This window comes from Mycoplasma sp. CSL7475-4 (assembly GCF_024834065.1).
GTDB lineage: Bacteria > Bacillota_I > Bacilli_A > Mycoplasmatales > Metamycoplasmataceae > Mycoplasmopsis.
Map to the genome: position 1 here is coordinate 42,184 of NZ_JANUYA010000002.1, position 14,741 is coordinate 56,924.

At 36.4% G+C, this 14,741-nt stretch carries 15 protein-coding genes; 6 read left to right on the forward strand and 9 right to left on the reverse strand.

Annotated elements, in window-relative coordinates; translation table 4 throughout:
* Positions 1-29: 29 nt before the first annotated feature.
* The 6 genes from NXS15_RS01230 to NXS15_RS01255 are packed head-to-tail and all read left to right on the forward strand — an operon-like array spanning position 30 to position 5,303.
* Positions 30-2,852: a hypothetical protein gene (locus NXS15_RS01230; protein WP_259290062.1), complete on the forward strand. Its 2,823-nt coding sequence runs from the start codon at positions 30-32 to the stop codon at positions 2,850-2,852.
* Complete coding sequence (locus NXS15_RS01235; protein ID WP_259290063.1) at positions 2,827-3,519, forward strand: hypothetical protein; 693 nt, start codon at positions 2,827-2,829, stop codon at positions 3,517-3,519. The genes NXS15_RS01230 and NXS15_RS01235 overlap by 26 nt, the downstream gene beginning before the upstream one ends.
* A 42-nt stretch (positions 3,520-3,561) precedes the next feature.
* Complete coding sequence (locus NXS15_RS01240; RefSeq protein WP_259290064.1) at positions 3,562-3,942, forward strand: hypothetical protein; 381 nt, start codon at positions 3,562-3,564, stop codon at positions 3,940-3,942.
* 2 nt (positions 3,943-3,944) lie between these two features.
* Positions 3,945-4,136 carry a hypothetical protein gene (locus NXS15_RS01245; protein WP_259290065.1) on the forward strand — a complete coding sequence of 64 codons (192 nt, stop codon included), beginning with the start codon at positions 3,945-3,947 and terminating at the stop codon, positions 4,134-4,136.
* Positions 4,136-4,705, forward strand: a complete 570-nt coding sequence (locus tag NXS15_RS01250) for a hypothetical protein (RefSeq protein ID WP_259290066.1) — start codon at positions 4,136-4,138, stop codon at positions 4,703-4,705. Before NXS15_RS01245 ends, NXS15_RS01250 begins: the two co-directional genes overlap by 1 nt.
* A complete protein-coding gene (locus tag NXS15_RS01255) occupies positions 4,695-5,303 on the forward strand; it encodes a hypothetical protein (RefSeq protein ID WP_259290067.1) in 609 nt (202 codons plus the stop codon). Before NXS15_RS01250 ends, NXS15_RS01255 begins: the two co-directional genes overlap by 11 nt.
* 135 nt (positions 5,304-5,438) lie before the next feature.
* On the opposite strand, the gene metK is transcribed toward NXS15_RS01255, so the two are convergent.
* From metK to NXS15_RS01300, 9 genes are read right to left on the reverse strand one after another with little or no spacing between them, the layout of a single operon-like run.
* Complete coding sequence (metK, locus tag NXS15_RS01260; protein ID WP_259290068.1) at positions 5,439-6,599, reverse strand: methionine adenosyltransferase; 1,161 nt, start codon at positions 6,597-6,599, stop codon at positions 5,439-5,441.
* Positions 6,589-7,080, reverse strand: coding sequence for a hypothetical protein (locus NXS15_RS01265; RefSeq protein WP_259290069.1), 492 nt, complete (start codon positions 7,078-7,080; stop codon positions 6,589-6,591). Before NXS15_RS01265 ends, metK begins: the two co-directional genes overlap by 11 nt.
* The gene (locus tag NXS15_RS01270) at positions 7,081-9,108 is read right to left on the reverse strand and encodes a phage/plasmid primase, P4 family (protein ID WP_259290070.1); all 2,028 of its coding nucleotides are present in this window, start codon (positions 9,106-9,108) and stop codon (positions 7,081-7,083) included.
* A 9-nt stretch (positions 9,109-9,117) separates the two neighbouring features.
* Entirely contained in the window at positions 9,118-11,133 is a 2,016-nt protein-coding gene (locus tag NXS15_RS01275; protein WP_259290071.1) for a hypothetical protein, read from the reverse strand.
* A 12-nt stretch (positions 11,134-11,145) separates the two neighbouring features.
* Positions 11,146-12,162, reverse strand: coding sequence for an adenine-specific methyltransferase EcoRI family protein (locus tag NXS15_RS01280; protein WP_259290072.1), 1,017 nt, complete (start codon positions 12,160-12,162; stop codon positions 11,146-11,148).
* The gene (locus NXS15_RS01285) at positions 12,162-12,689 is read right to left on the reverse strand and encodes a hypothetical protein (protein ID WP_259290073.1); all 528 of its coding nucleotides are present in this window, start codon (positions 12,687-12,689) and stop codon (positions 12,162-12,164) included. The genes NXS15_RS01280 and NXS15_RS01285 overlap by 1 nt, the downstream gene beginning before the upstream one ends.
* Positions 12,689-12,934, reverse strand: a complete 246-nt coding sequence (locus NXS15_RS01290; protein WP_259290074.1) for a hypothetical protein — start codon at positions 12,932-12,934, stop codon at positions 12,689-12,691. The genes NXS15_RS01285 and NXS15_RS01290 overlap by 1 nt, the downstream gene beginning before the upstream one ends.
* A complete protein-coding gene (locus tag NXS15_RS01295; protein ID WP_259290075.1) occupies positions 12,934-14,292 on the reverse strand; it encodes a DEAD/DEAH box helicase in 1,359 nt (452 codons plus the stop codon). The genes NXS15_RS01290 and NXS15_RS01295 overlap by 1 nt, the downstream gene beginning before the upstream one ends.
* The gene (locus NXS15_RS01300; RefSeq protein ID WP_259290076.1) at positions 14,293-14,688 is read right to left on the reverse strand and encodes a hypothetical protein; all 396 of its coding nucleotides are present in this window, start codon (positions 14,686-14,688) and stop codon (positions 14,293-14,295) included.
* Positions 14,689-14,741: the final 53 nt, after the last annotated feature.

Consider the following 14,741-nt stretch of genomic DNA (forward strand, 5'->3'; position numbering starts at 1 on the left):
AATTTTATAACAAGCAAAAGGAGTCTACGATGATAAAAAACAAAAATAACAACAGTTGGTTCGATTCACTGGCTAAATTTATGGTTTCCAAGCCAGCGGAAAGACCTTCAATCTTTAACGCAAAAAACCGAAATCCATTATTTTCTAACTTTATGCCTGAATTCGATTATCGAATAGCAAAGCAAGAAATCAACACTAAAAATTGAAACGTGAACAATACGCTAATCGCTTCGGAGTTTGTGAAACAACTTCCAGAAATAGCAACCGAGGGCGAAATTGAAAACTTAATGGAAGCATTAGCGACTAAAAAATTGCTATATCGTTTTTATAACCAAGAGCGAATTGCCTATGTGTATAACTTTACATTTAAGTCAATAACCTATTCGTTCGTTGCTGTGGTGTTAAATATCTGAAAGAATGCAAAAATTAAATTATTTTTTAAAGACGACAACAAAGGGAAAATTCTACCCCAAATTTTAAAAGTCGTGCAATTACGAAGTGGCTATGTTTTTGCAATGTGTAAAATCAACGAAACACTGCAACTTGTAAAATTTAATAATTTTATCGGCGAAAATAGCGACAGCGATATGCAAGTCCGGGTGCTTTTTACTTCTCTATTCCCTGCTGATTACAATTTCGACAATTTTAGGGATGTAGCATTCTCGGAAAGTTTTAATAATGAGAATAAAGTTGACGTGCTTATTCACGACCAACAAGGCTATTTTTGATACGGTCAAATCGATACCAATATCACAAACAACAAAAACGAATGGGTGCATTATTCGCCTGTATATATCGGAAAACAAGACGAGCAATTTAACCCACATACACGCCTGCGAATTAGTGACCTTAATTCAATGCTGATATCAACAATGACAAGAAAAGAAAACAACGAGAATGTGTTTTACGGCAACGCTGTGCTAGGTATTTCCCAAGGCTCACAAACTTTCGGCTTCTCGTCAATAATTAAAGAGCATAAAGCATTTGAAACTTTTAATGGCGATACAACCAAACCAAACGAGCGAATGCGTGGTGAATTCGGCGAATTATTTAGGGAATTTATTAAGTTTAAACTTAAACCCAAAGACATTGAATTTACGACTAAATCTTTCAATTGAAATATTGAAATTATAGACCCGATAGTTAAACTGGTCAATCCCTACCGCAACGGATTAACGCCTGAGGACCAATTTTATGGGTATGGAGGTGCGAGATTCTCGAGTGCTGATATTAGACAGGTTAAGCATTTAATTAATGCGATTACAAGCATGCACCCTAATTTTGTAGGAAACATAAAAGACCATCGAAGATTTACACTTATTAACCACAATTTTCACTATAACGAACGAGTAGACATTCCGGCCGAACTTTTGAATTTAGGATTACAAGACCCACAAAATTTTAATTTTGAAATCGAAACCGAGATCTCTGACTTTAATGTGTTAGTTGTAATTTTGAAATTCGCCGGACAAGTTGTTAAACGTGTAAGTTTTAAAGCAGACCTAAAACGCAAGCACTTTTTCGAGTTGGAGAGTTTTAAAATAAGAACAAATGTGAGCGTTGATATTGTCGCAAATATAGCAAACACAACAGCAACCTCAAGCCGTTTATTTAAGTTGACATTCAGCACATTTGATAAATCGCCTAATGGTCTAATTTTTGCCGTTGATAAAGGAATTGACAACATTCACCACACTTCACAGGGGACAATTTTGGGAGATGCAGAAATCGCTGTGCCTGTTTTCACTAATCAAAACGACTGAAAGGTTTACAGCTTTTTCAATAACTCCAAATTCGACGAAAACGGAACATTCATCGAGCAAGAGCCAAGAGAACTGGGCACAATTGCGAACCTAGAACAAAACGACGACCCTGTCGCATTAGCGATTAGAGAGGACAAACATTCCAGCCCTTATTTGTTTATCGTCCACAATAACGGAATACACGCCTTTAATGGCCTTTACCAAGGGAATAATTCGCCTTATAACTTAAACCTTAGCCAACGCATTAATTTAGCCAATTTATTAGTTTATAGAGAGCAAAACATAGTTAAATTTTTAGTCCTAGACAACGACGTGCCTAAATTTTTAAATCTTAAATACGACCAAAAACCGTTTAACCTTTCAAATGTCCCTTGGCTGTATAAAGCCTTACCACTTAACAATTTAAGCGATAACTTGAACGTTGTGCTTTTACAAGATGAGGAGTTGAATTTTTGCATTAGTGTAAAAGATAAAACCGTCACCGAGAACACTCTCAATTTATCGGCCACACTTAAACAGACCAGTTTAAACACTGGAAACGCCAAGGCTAACGCAACCAAATTCCAATGGCTCGACAATCTGGGGAATGTTGCCTTTGAATATAACGACACACTCAGCGCTAAAACTAGCCAAGACAATTATCAAATAAACGCACACATTCCCTTCGGTTATCAATACGAACAAAACAATAACGACAAGCAACGAGCCAACGCAGTGGCTAAAATGTGAATCGACCCCAACGCAGCGAATGAATTATTGCATACACATATGCGTTTTAAATTTACCGACGGCGAGAATACGAAAACAATAGTGAGCGAATTGGGTAATCATTTATTAACCACAGCCAACAATAGAGCATTCATTCGCTGAAAATTAGGACTTAAAAAAGAAACAGGCAAAGTGAAAAAATTTTACGACTTCGAAATCGGCAACGCACTAACTAACACATTCCGAAAAATGGGACAAGTGCCCGAAATGGTGCTGGATGAAAATTTCGAAGGTGCTGCAATGGTGCACGAATATGTTTATGAGTTTTTTAACTTTGGCAAGAATGGAGACGAAAATGAGCAAAATAACTTTCCCGAATAAGTCAAATTTTTCAAGATTAGAAAATTACGACGACGAAACTAAAATCATCAGTGCCCAAAACGTGAATGAAATCAAAAACAGCGTTAATGTCTTGTATGATAATTTTGACAACGCTAACACCACGCTAACGCAACACGGCACAAAAATTACCGAGTTAGAAACAAAAGCAAAAACATACGATAGAAAAGTCCAAACCGTGAACGAATTAAGCACTACCACTAGACAATTGCAAAGTCAACTGACGAATTTATCGCACGAAATAGACCTACTAAAAGCCAGTGCCGGTTTTAGACCTAAATTAGTATATCGTGGCAGCGGATACATTAAAGAAGCCGGAACGCTAGACTTAACGGGAGCGTTGCAAAATTGAAACCATCGTGACTGGCAAAATGCTGTTTATGTGCTAACTATCACCCTGCATTATGAAGGTAATAAATCATTCAACCACTCGCAAATGTTTTCACGCTCGCAAATTACGACTTCGAACTCGTTATATTTCATAGCCTACGCTGGCAACCCGAGCAACATACACTCGAACACTTCGCTCTCATTTTTCTCAATATCAAACAGTGGAATTTTAAAACACGAACACGACGGGAGCCTATACGCTAACGACGACAAGTGACAGCTAGATAATTGTGGCGTATATCTTTATGAGTTATTATAGATATATATCAATATTAATATATAATTTAATAAAGGGGGCGAAATGATAACTGGGTTTATTATATGAATATTGCACACCATCTCTGCCAGTGCTGAGCGTATTTATTTTGTCTTGCCAAACGTAGACGACCCGAATGTATTGGAAGCGATCAAAAATTTAGACATTTATTCGTTTTTTGACACAATGACGAGAACCGAAAAAGCAATTTCTTACATTGTCATGGGTGTTGAGTTATTAATCGAGTTTTATGTCTTTGTCAATTGATTGCCTCGCTTCTTGTCAGCACGATTCGCAAGCATGAGAAACAGGAGCAAAAACGACGTAGAACTGTTTAAAGCAATTCAGGCCAAAATTGACAACAATTTAGAATTAAGCAAAAAAGAACAAAAACAATACCTAAAATTGATGAAAGGAAAAAAATAAATATGAAAATAAAAACATGATTAATGAGTGCCGGCGTTATTTCAGCCGTTGCTACTGTGCCTTTTATTTCGGCTGCGTGCTCGCCTCGTAAAGCTTTAAAAGACATCAAACGCAAATACGACGAACACAAAAAGAAAAAAGAAGCCGAAAAACAAAAACAAGCACCAACTTCAAACGATAAAAAAGAGCAATAATGCACATATGAATTGAACGACTTTCTAATCGCTGAAAAGCCGTCCTGATTGCGTTAAGTATTTTGACCTTAATAACGTCAATATGTTTATTAATTTCAGCGTTGGCTGATGACGGCAATAACTTATTCGCGAAGGTGTTTTTTATCGTTGAAAACATAGAAGTTAAGGACGACAGATGGAAAGAATTTTTGCAATACGCCCAAGAGCATAACATTGGAACTGAGCACATTGAGAAATTGCGAGAAATCTTTGGCGATAGATATACTATTGAGAACGCAAGGCTGAACGTGATAGGATTCACATTTTTCAATATTTCAATGATTTTATTAATCGTTATTAGTTTAAACATTTTGTCAGCGTCAATGTTTGTGACTATAAAATTGGCCGAAAATTCAATTGATAGACTACGCAGGGAAAATTTAATTGACCAAGAAGCGTACTCGCAAATTAGCCAAATATTGGCTGCACAAAATCAGCAAAATATCAAGCAAAAGAATTCGAAATTTAACCCACAATTATTAAGTGAAAAAATAAAAGAATTAGAGCAAGGAGAACAAGATGAAGCGTAATGACTATTCACACCTTGACAAGTACATCATCGAACACAAAAAACTAAAACGCACACATAAACGAATTTTGGTCTTTACTTTCTCATTGTTGGCGATGATTGTTATCAGTTTAATTTTGTTATTTTTGCCGTTTAAAGACGGTTCGACCATTGAAATAATTATTGACGAATTTTATTCCAAACAGTGGAACTCTAAAACCATAACGCAGTTAATTCTTTCGTTTTTTGCTTGAATAATTGTTATCTGAAAAATGGCAGTCGTTGTTATGGAGACAATACTTTATCGCAAACGCAAAAAACTTTTCCAGAAAGAACTAAACGAAAAGGGCTCACTTGATATTTATAAAACCGACTCTATCTTTTCAATTTTTAAAAGAGATACCACAAAACAAGCCGAGTACGCAATTACCGAATTAATTAACGCATTTATAGAAGCGTCGCAGCCATTGAGTGCTAACGCTGTGCTCTTAATTAGGGAAGTATTAACGAACAAAGAACTAAAACGAAAAGACAAAGTACAAAAAATTAAAGAAATAGTGGAAAAAGAAGGTCACAAAATCAATGACCCCAAAATCGCACAGGCTTTTCGTGAAATTTAATCAGCTTTAAATAGCTGGTTTTTTCATTTTAAATTTAAGGCGTTTTAAGTGTATAAATAAATTAAGTCGATAAAATACATATAAAAAGAAAAAGCACGCCTTAAAACGTGCTTAAAATCGTTGTAACTCGTTATTTTAATAGTGCAGTGCGATAAATTCAGCAATTTTTTCGGCTTTGTCAGTTTTTTCTCATGGTGCGTGCTCTTGAAAATGACCGTAAACACTAAAATCGGCATAATTTACATTTTGACCCCTTAGTCATTTAACAATGTTATCAACTGAGAAGTTAAAAAATCGCTTAATTACTGAATGAATAGCACTATGTGGTACATTCTGAGTTCCGAACGTTTCGATGTGGTAGGCTGTAATGTCCTCCACTCCAATAACATAATTGAGTTGAATTTCGAATTTATCAGCCAAACCAGCGGCGACTATGTTTTTAGCCACATAACGAGCATAATAAGCTGCACTCCGGTCCACTTTTGTTAAGTCTTTGCCAGACCAACAGCCACCCCCATGTCTTGCATGTCCACCATAGCTGTCGACAATAATTTTGCGACCGGTTAAACCAGTATCAGCAAAAGGACCCCCTATTGTAAACGCTCCCGTTGGGTTAAGCAAGAACTCAAAGTCGTCAGTTGGCTCAACATTGAAAAATTTAAGAGTGGGCTCAATTACATACTTATGCAATACGCCCTTCAATGTATCTAAGTCAGCGTTCTTGATTGTTTGCACGCTAATAACTACCTGTTTAATTCTTTGTTCGCCTGTTTCTTTACTTGTTTCGACTGTGGTCTGTGATTTTGCGTCATATTTTAACCAATTCGCAAGGACTGAGTTCTCTTTGAATTTTTCTAATTCTTTCAAAAGGTGGTGTGAGAATTCAGACGATAATGGCAATAAGTTGTGGCTCTCTTTAACAGCATAACCAAACACGATCCCTTGGTCTCCGGCCTTAATTGTGTCGTTTAAATGCTTTGCCACGCCCATAGCAATGTCGGGTGATTGAGTGTTTATGTTTACAAGAATTGTGAAATCATCACGAGTATAGCCTAATTTTTCCAATACCGTCCATGCTACTTCACGGTAGTCTATTTTTGCGTATGTGGTAATTTCTCCCCCGATGATAATCAAGTGATTAGTTGCGAAAGTTTCAACAGCAACACGTGCCCCGCGGTCTATTCTGATAATTTCGTCTAAGATTGAGTCGCTAATAGTGTCGCAAATTTTGTCAGGGTGTCCTTTTCAAACGCTCTCACTAGTAAAATAATCGTATTTATAAGTGTTAAGTGTCATTTTTTGTCTCCATGTCTATTATTTCACGCAGTGGCTCGTATCTGCCATCGTGTGTTTTTCATTTTTTTACTCTTATCTTTAAAAATTCAATTTTTGTGTTTGCATAATTCTTTTGGTAGGTTCTTATGTGTTTATTTAATGCTTTTATTTCGTTAACTTTATGCGATTGGAACATTATTCAATTATGCAGAGCGTAATCACGTCAAAAACGCTTTTTAAACTTCTTAAATTTTAAAATGGGATAAACTAATTCCAGCGTTTCTTTGTCGATAATGTCAAGGTTGTTGTAGTTGCTTATCTTTTTCAACTTTGTCCCCCATTGCTTGGGGTCGTTAACTACTTCGCCAAATTCCTGCACTAGAATTTCCACAGGGTGGGAAAAATACTCATGTGCGAAAACTAACTCCGGTGTTTTATTTGAATATCGCAATCAAGTCCAAAATTCTCGCTCTGTATAATTTAATTCAATGTCTTTGCTCATTTATATAGCCATCCTTAATTTTTGGAAGGTGTCAAAAACACCGTCGTTTATTTGCATTTTTCTCGTGGTTAATTTTAGGGGTTTAAAATATAGCAACACTTCTTCCCTGAATTTAGTCAGTGAATACGCTTTATATGAAAAGTCAAGGCAAAAGCGTTTATATTCGTTATATTTTTCCACTACGGTCTTATTGATAAAACTCTCGCCGGCTTGAATTTGCTCGTCAGTAAATAGGGGGTCGTTAAGAATAAAAACATTCACGTTATTATTTGAGTCGATATAGTCGCTAAGTATTTGCTGTACGCTGTTAGATTTAGTAAATTCTCCACGTTTCGCTAATTCCTTCAATGCATCAACAGCCATCAAGAACAAGACGTTAGCGTTTGAAGGGGTTAAAAGTTTGTCCTTAATTTTAGGGTCTAAATTGCCCCGTTCTTTGGTAAATTCATTATCAAAAGGCACAATTAAAAAACGCCGGAAAAAACCATTGCTTTTGTCTTGTGTGGCCGGTAGTTTATTAGTTGCGAAAATCATTTTCGCTTTGTTCTTAAACGAGAACCGGTCCTTGCCTTTGAATTCGGCACTAATAATGTCCCCCGTTACTAGTTTTTTAAATGTTGAGGGCTCGCTTATGTAATCAGTCGAAATATCTGCCCCGATGTTTACCATTTTATCAATTAAGGCACTAGTAGCAAATCGACGGTTTAACTCCTCGAAGCCTAAATAACTTACGTTTTTTATTCCATAAAAATATGACAATAATTCAAAAAAGGTACTCTTTCCATTGGCTGCTGTTTGTCCGTATAATAAAAGGCTTTTCTGGTAGTCAGTGTTTGAGGTTAGCGAATAGCCTATAAACTCCAGCAAAATTTGCATGTGTGTTGTGTTGCCGCTGCATAAATCAAGTAGAAATTTTTTTATTGTTTGCATTTTTTGCTCTTTTCGATATCTGGGGTCATAAGTCACATTTATCTTATTAATTACAAAGAGCGAAGGGTCTACGGGAATACGTTGAAAACGTGCTAAATCATAATAACAATTTTGTAAGGCTACCACGTCAGGTTCTATTTCCTTGTTCGGTATTTGTGAGCTGATTCTTAATTGATTCAAAATCTCTTTAATGTGCAGCATTTTTGTATGAGGTATTAAGCTTGTTATTATTTGCATAATCTCGTTGTCTTGTTTCAATTTATAAATTGACTCTTCTTCCGAAAAGAAAAACAAATTACCACTATAACGAACAACTTTATAAAAACGAAGTATATAATCGACAACCTCAAACAGGTTTAAACGAACGTCGCCTTTTTCGTCAGTTTGATAGAAAACTCTGTTGTCCTCGTCAAAATACTTATCACTTCCCGAGAATAAGCCGTCTAATTCGCTAGTTTCTAACGGCTTGGCAAAAAGCACTTTATTAATGGCGTGGAATAGGTTATACACTCGCTGCTTGCTTCAATACCAGCGTGCAAGTAAAGTAATTCGACCGAATAAATTACTCCGTCTTGACCCTTCCGTTAAACCGATAGGCGTTTCTAAATCTTTAAAGATGAACTCGTTTATTGGGGTAAGTTCTGTCGGCAATTTGTCGACTTTTTTGTAAAACCTTACTCACTCCCTAAATTTGCCACCTAGTTTTATCACTGCCAAGGCATTATGTCCGCTGACTTTTACGTCAGCACGAATCCCAACCGGCAGCACAACGTCCACCATGTTTTTTAAGTCTTTGCTTTTCTTAAATCAAAAGTGATAGCCCCGTGTGGTTTTCATGACATTGCATTGCCAGCCATAATAGTCGATTATTTCCATCATTTTCACACCAGCCGAAGGGCTGTCTTTACCGTCAATATCTAGCACAATTCAATCATCATCCAGAAAAATAGCCAAGTTATTCTCACTGACTACTTCGTCTAAATTGTGACGATTTGTTTCTAATTTAAAACTTTTAAGGGGCTGTTTTTGCTCGTTTAGAATAACAAAACGGGACTCACTTAAAAAATTATTTAACGCCTCACGGTCTAACTGTTCCATTTTTACTCCTTATATTTTGAAATAACAACTCCGGCACACTTCCATTTCATCGTCGTAGATTGTCCGGACGACTAATTCATCGGCGAGCGAAGCACCACAAAGCCCGCATTCATAACTTTCGCCTGGGTATGATGTTTTTAAGGTAGTAGCATGAGAATTTGGCGAATTTTCGAATAACGAAATACGCTCCCAGGCTAAATTCTCGTAATAATCTAAATCAAGGTCCAGTGTGTTTATGTCAATGTTTAGCACTTTCTCGTTATAAATTGTTGAGCGTTCGCTACTTAGTGCCACTTTGTCTTTTTTTCACTCGCCATTTTCTCTAAGGTAAGCCTTAAATACTGGGGCCCCTTGTTTTGTATAAAATAGCCTAAAAACTTTATGGTCGTCGATAATTTTGCCGTTTGTAATTACATGCGTATAATCGCCTTTAATGTCAAAAATAAACTGAAAGCACACGGGGTCTTTTTCGTTTTCGATTGTCTGGCGTGGTGGTATTTTATCGACAAAATAGTGGTAGACGGCTTTATCGACAACAGTTAAGTTATTGTTCGCCATTCCTCGCACGGCGTTAAATTCGGGGTTGTGGAATTGTTTTTTTCAATATTTAACCATTGCCCCTTTGGTTTTATTATTCTCAGGGTTGAAAGCATCTACTAAAATGTAGTTGTTAACGTCTTTTTGGTATAACTTGCTGAATGTGTCCGTTTCCAAAGTCATCAGGGTTATTTTTTCCCAGGCTTGGGCGATTTTTTCGCATTTGTCTCTTTGTTGCTCGGTTTCATAACGGTACATAACCCCGTCTGTATTTACTTGGAGAATTTCGACGTGTTGGCTTAATTTAACAGCCAAAAAGAACATTATCAACTCCCCTGTTAAACATACTGCCATCCGTTGGCGTGGGTCTCATAATTCGTTGAATTTGTACTCCATAGCCCCAAACGATCGCACAACTAACTCTTTCAAGTAATTCGAGCGTATTGTGTCTTTTGCTTTTTTTGCTTGCTTTCTTTGGGCGATAAAGTCCATAATTCGCTCGCTCATATTATGCGAAGCACGAGAGCCAAAATTATAAAGTCCGATCAAGTGGGGGTAGTTATTAACAATGTCCTTATTGACGATATTGCTATCAGTGTCGATTATTATATTTTTAGCAGCATGCAAGCCCCCAGACTTAAACGAATAAATTAGCCCTTTGTGTTCAATATTAAAATTAACTTGATTGCGTTGATAGTTTGCTGTGTCGAATTCGGTGTAAAACGTCATGGACTCTAATTTTTGAATTAGTCAGTTAAATTGTGGTAGTGCTTTTTCGTATAACATTTTCACGTTTTCGGGTGCTTTATAGTCGTATTGTTTATACCTTGGCACGAGTAAACTATTAGCCTCGAAAATTTTAGCTGTGATTTGTGCCATTGTCTTGGATAGCATATTCGAATTTAAGCCGTTGTCCACTATCATTTGCGACTTAATAATAAACTGGTCGACGAATTTAATAAATAAGTACAGAGTACTTTTTACGTCGCTCACACAATAATTAATTACTCCGTCTATTTGTTCATCGCTTAGTTCACCTTCGTATGTAAATGGCACAGGACTTTCAACAATGCTAAGACCTAAAAAGCCACGGTATTTTTTCAAACTTACACGCCCAATTCCCAACATTTGCATCAAGTCAAAACTAAAAAACGGTAATTTAGGATTGGTTTTCATAGTGCTAAATTCTCAGGGTTTTTGGCGTTGGTTAATTATTCAATTAGTAATCTCAACACCTGAATAACCACCTAAAATTTCACGCAGCACATAATTGTCATAATTTACAGAGTTATAACCACCAACGAAGGCTCCCTTTAATTTAAACTGTACGAATTGCGAAAGTGCTAAACGTTGGGTGCTTTTGAATATTTTAGTTTCGTAGGTTTTGGCATTAATGAAAACAACACATCAAAATTTCCGAAAGACTTCAATGTCATAAAGTCAAACGTCTAGGGGTAAATTCTTAACCTTTTCAATATTTGCTTTCATTTTTTCTCCTTATTATTTTGCTTTTACAATCAGACGCCCGAATTTTTCCTTTCCGTTTACTACGGCTTTTTTCATATGTGCTTTATCTTGGCACATGCATCTGCTAAAACAACACACAATCTCAAACAAGTCGCGAAAGTCGTATTGATTTATTGAAGTAATCGGCACGCCATAAAGTTGCTCTTTCGTGTTTTTATATAATTGCTCTTTGGCGATTGCGTAGGTGTCGCAGTTGAGAATGTCGGGAAATTCATCATAAGCAATGACTGGTGGTTTTTTGCTTTTTTTTGGTTCTACAATTTTCTGTAATTTTAGCGATGTCAATCAATAACAATGCGGTCCACCTTTTGAAATTTTTAAGTTGTTGTTTTCCATGCTCCGAGCGTCAAAAAATTCAGCCGCAACGTTTGTATACCCCAGATTTCAAGCATTATTTTTAAAATTACGTAACGCCGGAGCAAGCAACATGAACGTAGGTGGAACGATTATTAAAAAATCAATTTTTAAACCTTCCAACAATGTCAAAAAGTCCTTCAACTGTGAAAACGGTGGGTTCGTAATTATTAGGTCGCTTTTTTGGTATTCTTGCCACATAACAGCGTCGTGGAAGTCTCCATTAGAATTTACAGCATAAGACGTATAAACGTCGAAATTTTCATCATCTCCCCCACGATATTCATAAATGTTGGTATTACCTTCGTTATTTAAAAACGTACAACGCAACGACTTCAAGCCTAAACGCTCAAAATTCTTATGAAAGTAAACTCAAAAATTAGAATGTTTTAAGCCTTCAATCAAACCGTCAAAAAGATTTATATCATCACAAGGCAGCATCACTTCACGACCACGAAAGGCCCCACTTTCTGCTCAGTGCTCCATCTCGTTTTCGATTGATTCGTACAATGTGAAAAATTCGTCGTTTTTATTTCTGAATGCTCTTATTAGTTTGCTGTTGTGATTTTCAGCGAATGAATTCTCTTTTCTGAATGCTTCGAGCGTTTGCTCTAAGTTAACAGTGTGCTTTGCCACTAGTCAATTAACTCGTCAAAGCCTAAATCATCAAGCGTGGTTTTAGGTTGCTCGCTTTTTTGGGTGCTCTCTTTGGTTATATTGTTGTCATTATTTAATGGGCTAATTTCGCGATTAACATAAGGCTTTCCGTTTGTTCCTAATGTTTTCGAACGTGAAATTTTTAAATTAACGACTGTATTTCGCAAGTCATAAAGAGCCATCAACAATTCTCTGTTGTCGTTAAATTTAAGCCCTTGCGAATCTAATAATTCAACAAGCACAGCTTCGTCTCATTTTCTTTTCTTTACATTCTTGTAATTTTCGTCAATAAATAAAGTTTTTGTGGTTGTCTTACCTTTTTCGCTCCCTTCACTGATTACTTCCATATCGATGTCGATAACTTCGCATTTGTGTATTGGGTGCATGATAATCGCTGCGTTGTTTATTTTTGCTTTATAAGAACCATCTGCAATTGAGCCGCCGTTGGTGTTTTCTTTGGCTTCTTGCGATCTTTGTTCTCATGTTTTATTGAAATTTATTGCCATTATTGGCCTCCTTCGTTTACTAGTGATTTTATTGTGTCGTTGCGTAGTCCACTTGTTCCCCTGACGGGAATGCGGTGCAATGGATTCTGCAACTGGTCTAAATGAATAAAGTCGTTTATGTTTTTAATTTCATAAATAAGGGCGATAGATGAAAAACGTGTTTTTTCTAAAAGTTCGTCCTCTGACTTTACTGCTCATCATTTATTAGTCTCGTTATCGTAATAAATTTGATATTTGCAAACCATTAAGAGTTTCTCCTTTCGTTTAAATATTGTTCGAATAATTCCGTACTGTAGTCTTTTTGTTGTTTTAAACATTTATAAATATGTTCTTCGATTGAATTTTTACAATATAAAAAGTAATAAGTCACTGGGCGAGATTGTCCAATTCGGTGCACTCGCTTTATGCTCTGCCTAAACATTTCCCCACTATTAGGGGGCGAATAATATATCTGATTAAAGACTTTAAATTGTAGCCCGTCCACTCCCCTTGCTCCACTGAGATAATGAATTAGCAAGATAAAACGTTTCGAGCAATTTAGTGCGTCGTTAAGTTCGTTTTTTTCTCCGTTTATCTCAAAGACGGCAATGTCTAAATCTTTAAGCGATTCCTTAATGTGTCAGAGTTCGCTGTTATAGTTATAAAACAGGGTGAAATTGTAAGTGCTTGAATCAATTAAAATTTTAACCATCTCAACTTTTGAATTGTCTAATTGATAGAAGGAACCGTCGTCGGCTTTTACTACGCCACTGGCTAATTGTCTCAATGCGTGGTATTGTTTAATAATTGACTCGCCCAGCACTTCGAAATTCTCCTCAATTAGTGAGCCGTTTTTTTCCATACTTCTATAAATTTGTGAAGCTTTGACAGGTAAATTTATGCTTCTTTTTTGTGGCAATTCTTTCACTTGTTCTGTTTTTAAGAAATAAGCACGCTTATACAATATTCGCATTAAATGCTCGACGTTTTTAAAACCTGTAATTTTTCGGAATTTACCCCCACTGCCATAACCTAATTCAACAATGCAAAAACTACGCTCAAAATCTCAATAATTAAAACCATCAACAAAACAGTGCAATAACTTCATTTGGGGCCATAAATTTGCATAACTTGTCGAAATGGGGTCGCCAGATAATAACAACAGACGCTCGACAAAAGGACTACGTGAGATAATGCGTTGCGTTCGTTTGCTGCTTTTATTTTTTAGTGATTGCGACTCGTCGATTATTAGGTTAAATGGAGTTTTTAAAATGTCAGGTCATTTGTGTATGGCGTTCGATAATTTGCCATAGCTGATTATGTAATTAGTCGCTTCAATGTCACTAAATTCTAAAAAACGGTTCTGGGTTTTTGTTGTATTGACGACTACGACGTTTTTAAGGCCTATATTAGCCAATTCGTTGGCCCAGTCGTCTAATTTTATGGCGTCGCAAACTATAACGCAATTAAGGGGCTTATTCCATTGTTGTTCGTTTACTTTGACTAATCAATTAGCAGCACAAAACGTTTTACCTAACCCCATATCCAAAGCCAGTAAATAACGTTCATGTCGCAGGGCTAAATTGATCGCGTCTTTTTGATATTGATATAGTTGTTTAGTCATTTAATTTCTCCGGTGTATTTTGTCAAGGAACTCTTCAACAATTAAAAACACATTCCGACCCCCTTGTCTATTCTTTGACGCTATGGACTGAATTAGGGGTTCTTTTTCTTGTTTGAATTGGTCCAGTTTGATATTAGTTCAGTATGTATGACGCCCGACAAAATACAAATACTCGCCGGAATGGTGTAAAAATTCACGCATTAATTTCTTATTGATAACATTCTCGACGATATAAGGTTTATCTTGTGCCCTTAATTTCGCAAGTATTTCTAGCAATAAGTGTTTCGTTCTTTGAGCATATTCGCTCGTTTCTCGGCGATAATTTGCCCGTGAGTAATAATTACACGGTGGCGTCGCAATAATAAAGTCATAAGGGCTTAAATCAACGCTTAACATATCGCCACCAATGTCTCGGACTTACTTAATGTCTTGGTAGTCAATGTTATAGT